Here is a 15,012-nt window from a genome sequence, read left to right as displayed (position 1 = left end):
TCCCATGTCACTGTTAGAAATCAAGAATCTCAACGTTCGCTTCGGCGACAAAAACGCCACGCCAGTAGTCGATGGTCTCGATCTGCAAGTGGACAAGGGCGAAGTGCTGGCCATCGTTGGCGAGTCCGGTTCCGGCAAGTCCGTGACAATGATGGCGCTGATGGGCCTGATCGAGCATCCGGGGATCGTCACCGCTGACGCCCTGAATTTCGACGGCAAGAACATGCTCAAGCTCAACAATCGCCAGCGTCGACAGATCGTCGGTAAAGACCTGTCCATGGTCTTCCAGGATCCGATGACCGCGCTGAACCCGAGCTACACCGTCGGTTTCCAGATCGAGGAAGTGCTGCGCTTGCACTTGAAAATGTCCGGTAAGCAGGCTCGCAAGCGCGCCATCGAACTGCTGGAAAAAGTCGAGATCCCGGGTGCCGCCAGCCGTATGGACGCCTACCCGCATCAACTGTCCGGTGGCATGAGCCAGCGTGTTGCGATTGCCATGGCGATTGCCGGCGAACCGAAACTGCTGATCGCCGACGAACCGACCACGGCGCTGGACGTAACCATCCAGGCGCAGATCATGGACCTGCTGCTGGCGTTGCAGAAAGAGCAGAACATGGGCCTGGTGCTGATCACCCACGACCTCGCCGTCGTTGCCGAAACCGCCCAGCGCGTGTGCGTGATGTACGCCGGCCAAGCGGTCGAAGTCGGTCAGGTGCCGCAACTGTTCGACATCCCGGCACACCCGTACAGCGAAGCGCTACTCAAGGCGATTCCGGAACACAGCCTGGGCGCCGCGCGCCTGTCGACCCTGCCGGGCATCGTTCCCGGTCGCTACGACCGTCCGCAGGGTTGCCTGCTGTCGCCGCGCTGCCCGTACGTGAAAGACAACTGCCGCCAACAACGTCCGGCACTCGACCAGAAAAGCAACAGCCTCGCTCGCTGCTTCTACCCGCTGAACCAGGAGGTGGCGTAATGGCCGTCGTTCTTACCGCCCGCGACCTGACCCGTCACTACGAGGTGTCCCGAGGCCTGTTCAAGGGGCACGCCACCGTGCGCGCCCTCAACGGCGTATCGTTCGAACTGGAAGCCGGCAAGACCCTCGCTGTCGTCGGCGAGTCGGGTTGCGGCAAATCCACCCTGGCCCGTGCCCTGACCCTGATCGAAGAGCCGTCCTCCGGGTCCTTGAAAATCGCCGGGCAGGAAGTCGCCGGTGCCGACAAGGCCCAGCGCAAGCAACTGCGCAAAGACGTGCAGATGGTGTTCCAGAGCCCGTACGCCTCGTTGAACCCAAGGCAGAAAGTCGGTGATCAGCTGGCAGAGCCATTATTGATCAACACCAACCTGAGCGCCGCGGAACGTCGCGAGAAAGTCCAGGCGATGATGAAGCAGGTGGGCTTGCGTCCCGAGCACTACCAGCGTTATCCGCACATGTTCTCCGGCGGTCAGCGCCAGCGGATCGCCTTGGCCCGGGCGATGATGCTGCAACCGAAAGTGCTGGTGGCGGACGAACCGACCTCGGCGCTGGACGTGTCGATTCAGGCGCAGGTGCTCAACCTGTTCATGGATTTGCAGCAAGAGTTCAACACCGCCTATGTGTTCATCTCCCACAACCTGGCAGTGGTACGCCACGTTGCCGACCATGTGATGGTGATGTACCTCGGTCGCCCGGTGGAAATGGGCACGAAAGAGGACATTTACTCTCGCCCCCTGCACCCCTACACCCAGGCGCTGTTGTCGGCGACGCCGGCCATCCACCCGGATCCGAACAAACCGAAAATCAAGATCGTCGGCGAATTGCCCAACCCGCTGAACCCGCCGTCCGGCTGCGCCTTCCACAAGCGCTGCCCGTACGCCACCGAGCGTTGCAGCACTGAAGAGCCGGCCCTGCGCCTGATCGCCGGCCGCCAGGTGGCTTGCCACTACGCCGAGCAATTCCTCGACGGCGCGGCATAAAAAACTGTGGGAGCTAGCAGGCTAGCTCCCACAGGGATTGAGTAGCTCAAGTAATTACGCGTTAACCCGACCCCTTCCGCCTCGATTGCGTATCACTCAGGTAGAAGGGGTTTTCTTTTGCCTGCAATAAAGCGACTACGTCTGGCTGTCGCCTTCTTCATCGGAGTCCGGCTCGTCGGTGGTCGAGTCATCGTCGTTGTCCGCACCACCCTGCCCCTGATCTCCCGGTTCCGATTCGGACTTGGCGATCATCAACCCCGCGTAACCCGCCTGCCCGCTCGAAGCCTGCTCCCCATGATCGATACACTCGGCCCACGCCATCGAAGTTCCGAGCGAGAGCATCACCATCACCTTCAACAGCAGTAAAACGCGAAACAATCTGTTCATAGCCGATTCCTTCCTTTCGTTGAGTGCCTGTCTGGCGCTGAGTCAAATCTAGTTCCGATCAGCCGGGTTCTCCAGATTGGATGCTGTCGAGCGGGGGAAAATGCAGAGGGTTGGGAGATTGGTTTGGAATAGGGGTTATTCACAATGCCACTAACACCGCAGCACCCTGTAGGAGCGAGCCTGCTCGCGATGGATACTAACGATGACGCGCTCTGTCTGGATAAACACAGCGCGCCTGGAATCATCGCGAGCAGGCTCGCTCCTACAGGGAATTGCGACAGGCAAAAAAAACCCGCTGCTTTCGCAACGGGGTTCTTGGATTTTGCAACTCAGCGCTTAGTGATGCTCACGCGTCGCACGGAATTTCACGTCCGGCCAGCGCTCTTCCATCAGGGCCAGGTTGACCCGGGTCGGCGCGAGGTAGGTCAGGTGACCGCCGCCGTCCAATGCCAGGTTTTCCACGGCCTTGTTGGAGAATTCCTCGAGCTTCTTCTTGTCGCTGCATTCGATCCAGCGAGCCGAGTAAACGGTGATCGGCTCGTAGGAACACTCGACCTTGTATTCCTCTTTCAAACGGCTGGCGACCACGTCGAACTGCAGCACACCGACGGCGCCGAGGATGATGTCGTTGCTGCGCTCCGGGAAGAACACCTGGGTCGCGCCTTCTTCGGCCAGCTGTTGCAGGCCCTGACGCAGTTGCTTGGATTTCAGCGGATCTTTCAAACGCACGCGGCGGAACAGTTCCGGGGCGAAGTGCGGGATACCGGTGAAGCCCAGGACTTCGCCTTCGCTGAAGGTGTCGCCGATCTGGATGGTGCCGTGGTTGTGCAGGCCGATGATGTCGCCGGCAAACGCTTCTTCCAGCTGCTCACGCTCGGAGGAGAAGAAGGTCAGCGCGTCGCCGATCCGCACGTCCTTGCCGGTGCGCACATGGCGCATCTTCATGCCTTTTTCGTATTTGCCGGAGCAGATACGCATGAAGGCGATGCGGTCGCGGTGTTTCGGGTCCATGTTCGCCTGGATCTTGAAGATGAAGCCCGAGAACTTCTCTTCCACCGGCTCCACGGTGCGCTCGTTGGCCACGCGTGCCAGTGGGCGCGGAGCCCAATCAACCACGGCGTCGAGGACGTGGTCGACGCCGAAGTTGCCCAGTGCCGTACCGAAGAACACCGGGGTCAGTTGACCGTCGAGGAACTCCTGCTGGTTGAACTCGTGGCAGGCGCCCTGCACCAGTTCCAGCTGTTCGATGAAACGCTCGTACTCGTCACCCAGGTGGGCGCGGGCTTCATCGGAGTCGAGCTTCTCGATGATCTTGGTTTCGGTGCGTTCGTGACCGTGACCGGCGGTGTACACGATGATGTAGTCGTCGGCGAGGTGATACACACCTTTGAAGTCGCGGTAGCAACCAATCGGCCAGGTGATCGGCGCAGCCTTGATCTTGAGGACGGCTTCGATTTCGTCGAGCAGTTCGATCGGGTCGCGGATGTCACGGTCGAGTTTGTTGATGAAGCTGACGATCGGCGTGTCACGCAGACGGCAGACGTCCATCAGGGCGATGGTCCGAGGCTCCACACCTTTACCGCCGTCGAGTACCATCAACGCCGAGTCCACCGCCGTCAGGGTGCGGTAGGTATCTTCGGAGAAGTCTTCGTGGCCCGGGGTGTCGAGCAGGTTGACCATGTGCTCGCGATACGGGAACTGCATGACCGACGTGGTAATGGAGATACCACGCTGCTTTTCCATTTCCATCCAGTCGGAGGTGGCATGGCGATCGGATTTACGAGATTTCACCGTACCGGCTACCGCAATCGCCTTGCCCATCAGCAAGAGCTTCTCGGTGATGGTGGTCTTACCGGCATCGGGGTGGGAAATAATGGCGAAAGTGCGGCGTTTCGCGACTTCGGCGGCCTGTTTGGTCATGGGAAATCGCCTGGCAGGTGATTCAAAAAAGGGCGCAGATTATAGCCCAAGTTGATCCAAGAACCGAACCGTTGAGCACATTAGGGGTGGCCAAGTGCTGCTTCAGATGGGAACCTTTTAAAGCACGGAGACGTCCACTCCCCCGTAACGACCACTCGTCGGGGGCCTGAAACACCTGCAATTCGGCCTGACGAGGCTGTGCTCATGGCTCGATAGCCGTGCGCCTATCCTCTGTAGGAGCGAGCTCGCTCGCGATGGACCTCAACGATAACGCTGGGTACCTGAATGTACGCGTTGTCTGGACGTTTTTCGCGAGCGAGCTCGCTCCTACAGTGGAACGCGCTCGGCATGAGCTGCTTATCGCGATCATTTTTTCGGCAGCCAGGAATGGCGTTGCCACACGAAAAAGTATTCGCCGACTGAAAAAAGGAGTCCGCCTGTGGCTATCCACTATGGCAAAGGGCTGATAGGAGGCGCGCTGGTAATCGCCCTTCTGGCCCTGCTGATCCAATGGATCGGCATCAACACGATCGAACTTTACCGCGACGATTTGTTGTTTTACCTGCAAGCTCATCTGGTTCTCGTTCTCGCTTCCATGCTGGCCGCCCTTGTCGTGGGCATTCCTGCCGGCATCCTCCTCAGCCGCCCGTCCATGGTCGGCCGCGCCGAACGCTTCATGCAGTTCTTCAACATCGGCAACACCGTTCCGCCCTTGGCCGTCCTGGCCATCGCCCTCGGTATCCTTGGCATCGGCAGCGGCCCTGCCATCTTCGCCCTCTTCCTCGCCTCCTTGCTGCCCATCGTGCGCAATACCTACGAAGGCCTGAAAAACGTTCAAGGCTCACTAAAGGAAGCCGCAGTCGGCATCGGCATGACCCCGCTCCAGGTGCTGTGGAAAGTCGAATTGCCCAACGCGGTGCCGATCATCATCGGTGGAGTGCGCGTGGCATTGGCGATCAATGTCGGGACGGCGCCGCTGGCGTTCCTGATCGGCGCCAACAGTCTCGGCAGCCTGATCTTCCCCGGCATCGCCCTGAACAATCAGCCGCAATTGCTGCTCGGCGCGGCCTGCACCGCCCTGCTGGCCCTGTTGCTCGACGGCCTGGTGACACTCGCCAGCCGCCTCTGGCTCGAACGCGGCTTGCGCCCGTCTTAAGCCTCGGCAAAGGAATCGTCATGAAAACTTCAAGCTTTTTACTAGGCTGCGTCCTGCTGTTCGCAGGATTTGCCCAAGCCGCTGACAAACCCTTGATCCGCATCGGCGCCCGGGTGTTCACCGAACAGACCCTGCTGGCGGAAATCACCTCGCAGTACCTGCGCACCAAGGGTTACGAAGCGCAAGTGACCGGCGGCCTGGGCAGCAATCTGGCCCGCAGCGCCCACGAAAGTGGCCAGTTGGACATGCTCTGGGAATACACCGGCGTTTCGTTGGTGGCCTACAACCATGTCACTGAAAAACTCGACAGCGAACAATCCTACGCACGAGTGAAGGAACTCGACGGGAAAAAAGGCCTGGTCTGGCTCACCCCGTCGAAATTCAGCAACACCTACGCCCTCGCCCTGCCGAAGAACGTCGCCGACCAATACCCGCAAATCAACACCATCAGTGAGCTGAGCACGGTACTGCGCAAGGAAGCCGATACCAACAACCTGGTGGCGCTGGATACCGAGTTCGCCAACCGTTCGGACGGTCTGGATGGCATGGTCAAGCTCTACGACATGAACCTGACCCGCAAGAATATCCGGCAGATGGACGCCGGACTGGTCTACACCGCGCTGCGTAACGGCCAGGTGTTTGCCGGTCTGGTCTACACCACCGACGGTCGCCTCAACGCCTTCAAGCTGAAGCTGCTGGAAGACGACAAGCATTACTTCCCCGACTACACCGCCGCACCGGTGGTGCGTCAGGCCTACCTCGATGCGCATCCGCAATTGGCCGCACAGCTCAAGCCGCTGGCTGAACTGTTCGACGACAACACCATGCGCGAACTCAACGCGCGGGTCGACGTCGAGCACCAAAGTCCTTCAGCCGTTGCCGCCGATTTCCTGCGCCAGCACCCGATCAATTAAGGAGGAAAAGTCATGGAATTCCTGAACGCCTTTTCCCATCTCGACTGGCCATTGGTCTTACACCTGACGTGGCAACACATCACCCTGGTCGGCATTGCCGTGACCCTGGCGATTCTGGTCGGCGTGCCGCTGGGCATCCTGATGACCCGCTTCCCAAGTCTCGCCGGGCCTTTGCAAGCCAGCGCCACGGTGCTGCTGACCGTGCCGTCGATTGCCCTGTTCGGCCTGCTGCTGCCGTTCTACTCCAAATTCGGCCAGGGCCTGGGGCCGATGCCGGCGATTACCGCGGTATTCCTGTACTCGCTGCTGCCGATCATGCGTAACACCTACCTGGCCCTGACCAGCGTCGAACCGGGCATCCGCGAAGCCGCCCGCGGCATCGGCATGACCTTCGGCCAGCGCCTGCGCATGGTCGAGTTGCCCATTGCCGTGCCGGTGATCCTCGCTGGTGTGCGCACCGCCGTGGTGATGAACATCGGCGTCATGACCATCGCCGCCACCATCGGCGCCGGCGGCCTGGGCGTGCTCATCCTCGCTTCCATCAGCCGCAGCGACATGTCGATGCTGATTGTCGGCGCCGTGCTGGTCAGCCTGCTGGCCATCATCGCCGACCTCGCTCTGCAAGTGCTGCAACGCTCGCTGACTCCAAAAGGACTCCTGAAATGATCGAACTTCAAAACCTCAGCAAGACCTTCCAAAGCAACGGCAAAGATGTGAAAGCCGTGGACTCGGTAAGCCTGACCGTCAATGAAGGCGAAATCTGCGTGTTCCTCGGGCCATCGGGTTGCGGTAAAAGCACCACGCTGAAAATGATCAACCGCCTGATCAAACCGACCTCGGGCAAGATCCTGATCAACGGCGAAGACACCACCGGCCTCGACGAAGTGACCCTGCGCCGCAACATCGGCTACGTGATCCAGCAGATCGGTTTGTTCCCGAACATGACCATCGAGGAGAACATCGTCGTGGTGCCGAAACTGCTCGGCTGGGACAAGCAGAAATGCCACGACCGCGCCCGCGAGTTGATGAGCATGATCAAGCTCGAGCCCAAGCAGTACCTGCATCGCTATCCGCGGGAGTTGTCCGGTGGCCAGCAGCAGCGGATCGGCGTGATTCGCGCACTGGCCGCCGATTCGCCACTGTTGCTGATGGACGAACCGTTCGGCGCGGTCGACCCCATCAACCGCGAGATGATCCAGAACGAGTTCTTCGAAATGCAGCGGGCGCTGAACAAGACCGTGATCATGGTCAGCCATGACATCGACGAGGCGATCAAACTCGGCGACAAGATCGCGATCTTCCGCGCCGGCAAACTGTTGCAGATCGATCACCCGGACACTTTGCTTGCGCACCCGGCTGATGACTTTGTCAGCAACTTCGTCGGCCAGGACAGCACGCTCAAGCGTCTGCTGTTGGTGAAAGCCGAAGATGCGGCGGACAACGCGCCATCCGTCAGCCCGCAAACCCCGGTGGCCGAAGCGCTGGAGTTGATGGACGAGCATGACCGACGCTACGTGGTGGTCACTTGCGCCGAGAATAAAGCCCTGGGTTATGTACGACGTCGCGACCTGCACCGTCAGACCGGCACCTGCGCGCAGTACCAACGCGAGTTCAATGCCACGGCGGCGTACGACGAACATTTGCGCATCCTGCTGTCGCGCATGTACGAGTTCAATCGGGCGTGGTTGCCGGTGATGGATGCCGAGCGGGTGTTCCTCGGCGAGGTCACGCAGGAGTCGATTGCGGCGTATCTGAGTTCAGGACGTTCGCGGGGGATGAAGACCAATATCGTGTCGCCGGCCGAGGCGGTGGCGTGATCATTTGAAATGGGGCTGCCATAGCAGCCCTTGACCATCTGCAATGAGTTGAATTGATCGGAACACATACATGCCGATAGCATCTTGGCTTGCGGATAATAACGTCCGCGTGAACCGATCAAGGACACTTGGATGATCGATCAAATTGCAGCACTGAATTCGCTACGTAAAGACCTGCCGGACGCCATTGGCTGGACAACAATGGGACCTTATCTGTTTCACGCTCCAGCAGAGATGGTGACTGGGAACAACAGCTACACCTGTACCCAAATTGCGCTTTACAACGAGTCGGATACAACCCTGGCCGACGTCAAATTGCTGTATCGGGGAAACTTCGAATTCGTCCCTCGAATCACTTATTCCCGACACGAGGCAGCCGTGAAATGGGAACACAATGCTGCGGACAAGGAACTGGTACTCAAACAGGTTCCGCCCAATGAAGAAGTAGAGATATCGATCTACAACCCGCGCGATTTCGAAGTTGTGCAGGTTCTGGTGAATGGAAAGAAAATTACCGATTTCATGACTCGCAGAGCCTTGGCCAAAGCCTTTCCCACACCACTGCGGTGGCGGATCGCGCTCCCCCTGCTAGGCATTTTTGTACTAGGCGTGTTGTCGTACACCAGTTGGCAGACCTACACGATGGTCAAGAGCAACATTGATTACGAGCGTGATTACCCGCTTCTTTCCACGGTGCCCAACGGTTTCTCCGGCTGCCACCCCTATGTCTTTGACAACCCCCCAAACGGTTCAAGTGAAAAACAGCTTGAGCGCCTTTTGAAACAACAAAACCAGTGGATGGATTTCATTCTGGCGATGAACAAAGTTTCACTCCCGGATGAACTGCACCTCAAGGATCGGGTGGTACTGTGCAAGTCAATCGAGAAATCCTGAGTCAAATCGGCGGGGTCAAGGCAGGCGTCGGATTTTTTGCACGAGGTACGGCAGGTTTGCCGGCGATGGACTGCAATTGCCATGGCTGGACTGAATGCCCGGCCAGTTTTAATGGGTGATTCCCCTTCCTCCGCGCCTGGAAAAAAAAATGAACACCTGCCCTCAACAAATGCTCGCCACCTCACCCTTCAAGACCGCGCAAATAACCCCATGACCGCCATCTTTGCGGGGAACGTCCAGGATGTTGACGCTATTGTAGTTACCTGGAATCTAGCGGATATCAGCGTCGAACGTGCAGGTATTTTTAACACTGAAAAATTCTCGGGGAACATCTGTCCGTCATCTCGGTCGGCTACAAAGAGTGATGTGCGCGACGCACGTCAGAAGCGTGCAAAAACGCGACATTTTTTGTTGATCTCAAGCCCCTCACGCCCTAAAGTTCGCGCCGAACGTCCATGCTGGAAACGATCCATCCGGCTCAAGTACTGACGACGAGACAGCAAGGCCAAGGGAAAGCAGCACTTCCCATGGCCTTTTTGCTTTCGGCGACATGCCTTGGGAAGTAGGCGAACCAAAGTGGGGATACGGAGGACGTTCATTTGCACCCATTGATTACTAATGTTTGCCACTAGGAGTCCCAAGTATGTCGATCCAGGTCGAAGATTATTTCGCGCGCGCCACTTTTGACAAAATGAAGGCGTTCGCCGACAAGCAGGAAACCCCGTTCGTGGTGATCGACACCGCGATGATCAGCCAGGCCTATGACGACCTGCGCGCCGGTTTCGAATTCGCCAAGGTCTACTACGCGGTCAAGGCCAACCCGGCCGTCGAGATCATCGACCTGCTCAAAGAGAAAGGTTCGAGCTTCGACATCGCCTCGATCTACGAACTGGACAAAGTGATGGATCGCGGCGTCAGCGCCGACCGTATCAGCTACGGCAACACCATCAAGAAATCCAAGGACATCCGCTACTTCTACGAGAAGGGCGTGCGCCTGTTTTCCACCGACTCCGAAGCCGACCTGCGCAACATCGCCAAGGCCGCGCCAGGTTCGAAAGTTTATGTACGCATCCTGACTGAAGGTTCGACCACCGCTGACTGGCCGTTGTCGCGCAAATTCGGCTGCCAGACCGACATGGCGATGGACCTGCTGATTCTCGCCCGCGACCTGGGCCTGGTGCCTTACGGCATTTCGTTCCACGTTGGCTCGCAACAGCGCGACATCAGCGTCTGGGACGCCGCGATCGCCAAGGTCAAAGTGATCTTCGAGCGTCTGAAGGAAGAAGACGGCATCCACCTGAAACTGATCAACATGGGCGGTGGCTTCCCGGCCAACTACATCACCCGCACCAACAGCCTGGAAACCTACGCCGAGGAAATCATCCGCTTCCTCAAGGAAGACTTCGGTGATGACCTGCCGGAAATCATCCTCGAGCCAGGCCGCTCGTTGATCGCCAACGCCGGTATCCTGGTCAGCGAAGTGGTGCTGGTCGCGCGTAAATCCCGTACCGCGGTAGAGCGCTGGGTGTACACGGATGTGGGCAAATTCTCCGGCCTGATCGAAACCATGGACGAAGCCATCAAGTTCCCGATCTGGACCGAGAAAAAGGGCGAGATGGAAGAAGTGGTCATCGCCGGTCCTACCTGCGACAGCGCCGACATCATGTACGAAAACTACAAGTACGGCCTGCCACTGAACCTGGCCATCGGTGATCGCCTGTACTGGCTGTCGACCGGTGCGTACACCACCAGCTACAGCGCCGTCGAGTTCAATGGCTTCCCGCCGCTGAAGTCGTTCTACGTATAAAGGCAACTACTGTAGGAGCGAGCTTGCTCGCTCCTATAGGGTCTCCAACTGTTCGGTTCGTCTTTTGTAGTCCACTGCCATCGCCTGAATCTGTGGAACATTAGCGGCTGACAATGCCTTACAGGCCACTCGCAAAAAATTCAGGTTGCCACCGGCCAACGCCTTGCGCAGCCAGACCAACGCTTCCTCGATATTCCCTTCGTCGGTCAAGACCGCCGCAAAGCTGAACTGCCCGCGAAAATCCCCGCCCTCGGCCGAACGTCGATACCAGTCACGAGCCGCTGCCGGATCCGCGGGACAAACCCGCCCTTCTTCCAGATACCGCCCCAACAGATTCATCGATTTTGCATGGCCCAACTCAGCCGCACGGCGATAGAGCTTCAGTGCTTGAAGCTGATCCTCAACCACCCCGCGACCGGTCGCCAGCAGATTGGCGTAGTTGTACATCGCCCAATCCAGCCCTGCAGTGGCGGCAAGTCGATAATGCCTGGCCGCTAGCGATGCGTCGGCAACACAACCCCAGCCATGTTCATGACAACGGCCGAGCATATTGCGCGCCATCACATGCCCGCGTCGCGCGGCGATGCCGAACCAGCTCAGCGCCAGCGGCTGGTCCTGCGCGATCCCCTGGCCGTCGAGCAGGATCTGCCCGAGCAAAGCCTGAGCTTCGACCTCACCTTCTCGTGCGGCGATCAGGATGGCCTGGGCCGCCCGGGCCGGACTTTCGTCGAGCATCGCGCGCAGGCGCTCACCGTCGAGCATTTCCTCGCGGCGTAAACGAAAATCCGCCACTTACACCTCGACCCAGCGACGCAACAGGTTGTGATAGGTACCGGTGAGGCGGATCAGCGCTGGATGATCGGGCACATCGCGGGTCAGTTGCTGGATTGCCCCGTCCATCTCGAACAACAGGGCGCGCTGGCTGTCTTCACGCACCAGGCTTTGGGTCCAGAAAAACGAGGCGAGTCGCGTTCCGCGTGTCACCGCGTTGACCTTGTGCAGGCTGGTGCCGGGGTACAGCACCATGTCGCCGGCAGGCAGCTTCACCCGTTGGGTGCCGAAGGTGTCCTGGATTTCCAGCTCGCCGCCGTCGTAATCCTCCGGCTCGCTGAAGAACAGCGTGGCGGACAAATCCGTACGCACCCGCTCGATGCCGCCCTTGGGCTGACGCACCGCGTTGTCGATATGGAAGTCGAAACTGCCACCGGCGGTGTAACAGTTGAGCAACGGAGGAAAGACTTTGTGCGGTAAGGCAGCTGACATGAACAGCGGATTTTTCCACAGCCGCTCCAGCATCGCCGCGCCGATCTCCTTGGCCAGCGGATGCCCTTCAGGCAGCTGCAGATTGTGCTTGGCCTTGGCCGACTGGTAGCCGGCGGTGATCTTGCCATCGGCCCAATCGGCTTGTTCCAGAGCCTCGCGAATGCGCCGCACCTCGTCTTTTTCGAACAGGCCGGGAATGTGCAGCAGCATGACAAAGACACCTGAAAACAAAGGGGCGCCAATGGTATTGATTCTTATTGCCTATGTAAAACCCATCTGACGAATGAGTCAGCAAAAACCGTAAGGTTAAATTGTAAAGAATGTAAATTCAGTGCGAATAGCAATGTTTCGCAATTGTTACAAATACGTATTTACCCTATATTCCGCCGCCTCAAATCCTTGGGGAGGGGAATTCAAATGTCGCGTCAACAACCACAAGTACCGGTCAGTTCACCACGTTTGCTCGCATCGGCCATCGGCATGGCGATTACTGCCGGCTCTGCGGGCCACATGGTTTTCGCGGCGGAAAAAACCGACGAAAAAGCACCGGACAAAGTGATTTCGCTGGGTGCCACCGCCATCACCGGCGAAGCCCAGGACGAGACAACCTACAACGTAGAGAAAGCCTCCTCGCCCAAGTACACCGCGCCGCTGATCGACACGCCGCGCTCGGTAACGGTCATTCCGCAACAGGTTCTCAAAGACACGGGCGCCCTCAACATGCAGGACGCATTGCGTACTGTTCCAGGCATCACCTTCGGTGCCGGTGAAGGTGGCAACCCGCAAGGCGACCGTCCGTTTATCCGTGGCTTCGACGCCCAGGGCGACACCTACCTGGACGGCGTGCGCGACACCGGTTCCCAGAGCCGCGAAATCTTCGCCGTTGAATCGATCGAAGTCAGCAAGGGCCCGAACTCGGCCATCGGCGGCCGTGGCGCTGCGGGCGGCAGCATCAACCTGGTCAGCAAGAAAGCTCACCTGGGCAATTCGCTCGACGGTGGTTTCACCTGGGGCTCCGACCAGACCCAGCGCTACACCTTCGACGGCAACTACCAGTTCAGCGACACCGCCGCCGGCCGTCTGAACCTGTTGAGCCACGAGAGCAACGTCGCCGGGCGTGACAGTGTCGAATACGACCGTTGGGGTATCGCACCGTCCCTGGCCTTCGGCCTGGGTACGGACACACGCGTCAACCTCGACTACTACCACCTCGAAAGCAACGACACGCCTGACTCGGGTATTCCGTACACCGTTCCTGCGTCGGGCAAGACGGCCGACCGCACCAAGTCCAATCCGGACAAGCCTTACGCCGGCGGCGACAGCAGCAACTTCTACGGCCTGACCGATCGCGACTTCCGCAAGACCCGCACCGACACGGCAACCTTTGCCATCGAGCACGACCTGAGCGACTCGCTGACCATCAAGAACACCCTGCGTCACGGCTCCAGCATGCAGGATTACATCCTGACCCAGCCGGACGACAGTAAAGGCAACGCCAACAACGGCAGCGTCTGGCGCCGGGCGAACACCCGCGTGAGCAACACCGAGACCACCACCAACCAGACCGATCTGTTTGGTGATGTGTACATCGCCGGGTTCAAGAACAGCTTCTCCACTGGTGTCGAATACACCCACGAGGAAAATGAAAAATCCTCGTACAACGTCAACACGGACACCACACCACTGACCCCAACGACCTCAACGAATCCATCAGGCACCAACTGCTCCCCGGCAATGATCGGTGCGCCTAGCGGTTACAACTGCACCTCGCTGTCCAACCCTAATCAAAACGATCCTTGGAACGGTGCCATCTCGCGCAACTACGCCGGCACCAACACCAAGGCCGACACCTACGCGCTGTACGTTTTCGACACCCTGACGTTGTCCGAGCAGTGGCTGGTGAACATGGGTCTGCGTTACGACCACTTCGACACCAATTACCGCACCTTTGACGGTTCCGGCGCCACGGTCGTGACCAAAGGCACTGCCGCCAAAGGCAAGGACACCAGCGAGTTCGTCACTGGCCAATTCGGCGTGGTCTACAAACCAGCGGAAAACGGCAGCATCTATGCCTCCTACGCAACGTCCGCCACCCCACCGGGCAACACCCTCGGTGAAGGCGTAGAAACCAACCCGCAGAATGGCACTACGGATCGCAACGGCAACCTGCTGAGCAGCGACATGGAGCCGGAAACCACCAAGAACTACGAAATCGGTACCAAGTGGGACCTGCTGAACGATCGTCTGTCCCTGACCGCCGACATCTTCCGCACCGAGAAAGAAAACGCTCGTGTGCAGACCAACACCACAACGTACGAAAACGTCGGCAAAACCCGCGTTCAAGGTGTCGAACTGTCGGCCACCGGCAAGCTCACCGACAAATGGCAGGTCTTCGCCGGCTACGCCTACATGGACAGCGAGCAAGTCGATGGCGGCGACATGCCAGCAAACAAAGCCAACGATGGCAACGAACTGCCTAACACGCCGAAAAACAGCGCCAGCCTGTGGACGACTTATCAAGTCACGCCGAAGCTGACCATCGGTGGCGGTGCGTTCTATGTCGATGACGTGTTCGGCAGTGCCGCCAACACCACCATGGTTGATTCCTATGTTCGTTACGACGCGATGGCGGCCTACAAGCTGACCAAGAACGTCGACCTGCAACTGAACGTGCAGAACCTGACCGACGAAACCTACTACGACAAGGCGTTCTCGACTCACTTCGCCAACCAGGCGGCCGGTCGTACCACTTTGCTGAGCACCAACTTCCACTTCTGATAGAGGTGTGAAGCCCGAGGCCCCGTTCATCCAGATGAACGGGGCTTTTGTGCGTAAAAAAGAATGCTTCTCGACAACCCCACGGCATAATGCGCGCCGTGATGAATCAATTTGAACGAACAA

General features: G+C 58.7%; 14 protein-coding genes. 10 read left to right on the top strand and 4 right to left on the bottom strand.

Annotation, left to right across the window (positions count from 1 at the left end):
• The first annotated feature begins 4 nt into the window (after window positions 1–4).
• Window positions 5–973: an ABC transporter ATP-binding protein gene (locus AC3IX1_RS04090; RefSeq protein WP_489387223.1), complete on the top strand. Its 969-nt coding sequence runs from the start codon at window positions 5–7 to the stop codon at window positions 971–973.
• Window positions 973–1,953, top strand: coding sequence for a peptide ABC transporter ATP-binding protein (locus AC3IX1_RS04085; protein ID WP_489387222.1), 981 nt, complete (start codon window positions 973–975; stop codon window positions 1,951–1,953). The genes AC3IX1_RS04090 and AC3IX1_RS04085 overlap by 1 nt, the downstream gene beginning before the upstream one ends.
• Window positions 1,954–2,088: 135 nt before the next feature.
• Here the strand turns inward: AC3IX1_RS04085 and AC3IX1_RS04080 are convergent, their stop codons facing one another.
• Window positions 2,089–2,340 (bottom strand): hypothetical protein, encoded by a 252-nt coding sequence (locus tag AC3IX1_RS04080; RefSeq protein WP_489387221.1) that lies wholly within the window; start codon window positions 2,338–2,340, stop codon window positions 2,089–2,091.
• A 336-nt stretch (window positions 2,341–2,676) separates the two neighbouring features.
• Window positions 2,677–4,260, bottom strand: coding sequence for a peptide chain release factor 3 (locus AC3IX1_RS04075; protein ID WP_489387220.1), 1,584 nt, complete (start codon window positions 4,258–4,260; stop codon window positions 2,677–2,679).
• Between the two features lie 439 nt (window positions 4,261–4,699).
• Between AC3IX1_RS04075 and AC3IX1_RS04070 the strand changes: the two genes are divergently transcribed.
• The 7 genes from AC3IX1_RS04070 (at window position 4,700) to AC3IX1_RS04040 (ending at window position 10,848) form a co-directional block, all read left to right on the top strand.
• Window positions 4,700–5,416 carry an ABC transporter permease gene (locus tag AC3IX1_RS04070; RefSeq protein ID WP_489387219.1) on the top strand — a complete coding sequence of 239 codons (717 nt, stop codon included), beginning with the start codon at window positions 4,700–4,702 and terminating at the stop codon, window positions 5,414–5,416.
• Between the two features lie 20 nt (window positions 5,417–5,436).
• The gene (locus tag AC3IX1_RS04065) at window positions 5,437–6,330 is read left to right on the top strand and encodes a glycine betaine ABC transporter substrate-binding protein (protein WP_489387218.1); all 894 of its coding nucleotides are present in this window, start codon (window positions 5,437–5,439) and stop codon (window positions 6,328–6,330) included.
• Between the two features lie 12 nt (window positions 6,331–6,342).
• A complete protein-coding gene (locus AC3IX1_RS04060) occupies window positions 6,343–6,996 on the top strand; it encodes an ABC transporter permease (RefSeq protein WP_489387217.1) in 654 nt (217 codons plus the stop codon).
• Window positions 6,993–8,147, top strand: a complete 1,155-nt coding sequence (locus tag AC3IX1_RS04055; RefSeq protein WP_489387216.1) for an osmoprotectant ABC transporter ATP-binding protein OsmV — start codon at window positions 6,993–6,995, stop codon at window positions 8,145–8,147. Before AC3IX1_RS04060 ends, AC3IX1_RS04055 begins: the two co-directional genes overlap by 4 nt.
• A gap of 132 nt (window positions 8,148–8,279) precedes the next feature.
• Complete coding sequence (locus AC3IX1_RS04050) at window positions 8,280–9,041, top strand: hypothetical protein (RefSeq protein ID WP_489387215.1); 762 nt, start codon at window positions 8,280–8,282, stop codon at window positions 9,039–9,041.
• 81 nt (window positions 9,042–9,122) lie between these two features.
• Complete coding sequence (locus AC3IX1_RS04045; protein WP_489387214.1) at window positions 9,123–9,530, top strand: hypothetical protein; 408 nt, start codon at window positions 9,123–9,125, stop codon at window positions 9,528–9,530.
• Between the two features lie 154 nt (window positions 9,531–9,684).
• Window positions 9,685–10,848, top strand: a complete 1,164-nt coding sequence (locus tag AC3IX1_RS04040; protein WP_016986476.1) for a type III PLP-dependent enzyme — start codon at window positions 9,685–9,687, stop codon at window positions 10,846–10,848.
• A 33-nt stretch (window positions 10,849–10,881) separates the two neighbouring features.
• Here the strand turns inward: AC3IX1_RS04040 and AC3IX1_RS04035 are convergent, their stop codons facing one another.
• Window positions 10,882–11,610 (bottom strand): tetratricopeptide repeat protein, encoded by a 729-nt coding sequence (locus AC3IX1_RS04035; RefSeq protein WP_489388684.1) that lies wholly within the window; start codon window positions 11,608–11,610, stop codon window positions 10,882–10,884.
• A 30-nt stretch (window positions 11,611–11,640) separates the two neighbouring features.
• The gene (locus AC3IX1_RS04030; RefSeq protein WP_489387213.1) at window positions 11,641–12,321 is read right to left on the bottom strand and encodes a Fe2+-dependent dioxygenase; all 681 of its coding nucleotides are present in this window, start codon (window positions 12,319–12,321) and stop codon (window positions 11,641–11,643) included.
• 207 nt (window positions 12,322–12,528) lie between these two features.
• Here AC3IX1_RS04030 and AC3IX1_RS04025 point away from each other — a divergent pair, with 207 nt between their 5' ends.
• A complete protein-coding gene (locus tag AC3IX1_RS04025) occupies window positions 12,529–14,889 on the top strand; it encodes a TonB-dependent receptor (RefSeq protein ID WP_489387212.1) in 2,361 nt (786 codons plus the stop codon).
• Window positions 14,890–15,012: the final 123 nt, after the last annotated feature.

Source organism: Pseudomonas sp. KH_046_2 (genome assembly GCF_057838985.1).
The sequence above is the reverse complement of the archived record's forward strand: the minus strand, read 5'-3'. Positions and strand labels throughout refer to the sequence as shown.

Coding starts and splice junctions, on each gene's coding strand:
- AC3IX1_RS04060 (WP_489387217.1), top strand. CDS start 6,343: ATGGAATTCCTGAACGCCTTTTCCCATCTCGACTGGCCATTGGTCTTA.
- AC3IX1_RS04025 (WP_489387212.1), top strand. CDS start 12,529: ATGTCGCGTCAACAACCACAAGTACCGGTCAGTTCACCACGTTTGCTC.
- AC3IX1_RS04075 (WP_489387220.1), bottom strand. CDS start 4,260: ATGACCAAACAGGCCGCCGAAGTCGCGAAACGCCGCACTTTCGCCATT.
- AC3IX1_RS04040 (WP_016986476.1), top strand. CDS start 9,685: ATGTCGATCCAGGTCGAAGATTATTTCGCGCGCGCCACTTTTGACAAA.
- AC3IX1_RS04090 (WP_489387223.1), top strand. CDS start 5: ATGTCACTGTTAGAAATCAAGAATCTCAACGTTCGCTTCGGCGACAAA.
- AC3IX1_RS04045 (WP_489387214.1), top strand. CDS start 9,123: ATGGCTGGACTGAATGCCCGGCCAGTTTTAATGGGTGATTCCCCTTCC.
- AC3IX1_RS04030 (WP_489387213.1), bottom strand. CDS start 12,321: ATGCTGCTGCACATTCCCGGCCTGTTCGAAAAAGACGAGGTGCGGCGC.
- AC3IX1_RS04055 (WP_489387216.1), top strand. CDS start 6,993: ATGATCGAACTTCAAAACCTCAGCAAGACCTTCCAAAGCAACGGCAAA.
- AC3IX1_RS04050 (WP_489387215.1), top strand. CDS start 8,280: ATGATCGATCAAATTGCAGCACTGAATTCGCTACGTAAAGACCTGCCG.
- AC3IX1_RS04035 (WP_489388684.1), bottom strand. CDS start 11,610: ATGCTCGACGGTGAGCGCCTGCGCGCGATGCTCGACGAAAGTCCGGCC.
- AC3IX1_RS04085 (WP_489387222.1), top strand. CDS start 973: ATGGCCGTCGTTCTTACCGCCCGCGACCTGACCCGTCACTACGAGGTG.
- AC3IX1_RS04065 (WP_489387218.1), top strand. CDS start 5,437: ATGAAAACTTCAAGCTTTTTACTAGGCTGCGTCCTGCTGTTCGCAGGA.
- AC3IX1_RS04080 (WP_489387221.1), bottom strand. CDS start 2,340: ATGAACAGATTGTTTCGCGTTTTACTGCTGTTGAAGGTGATGGTGATG.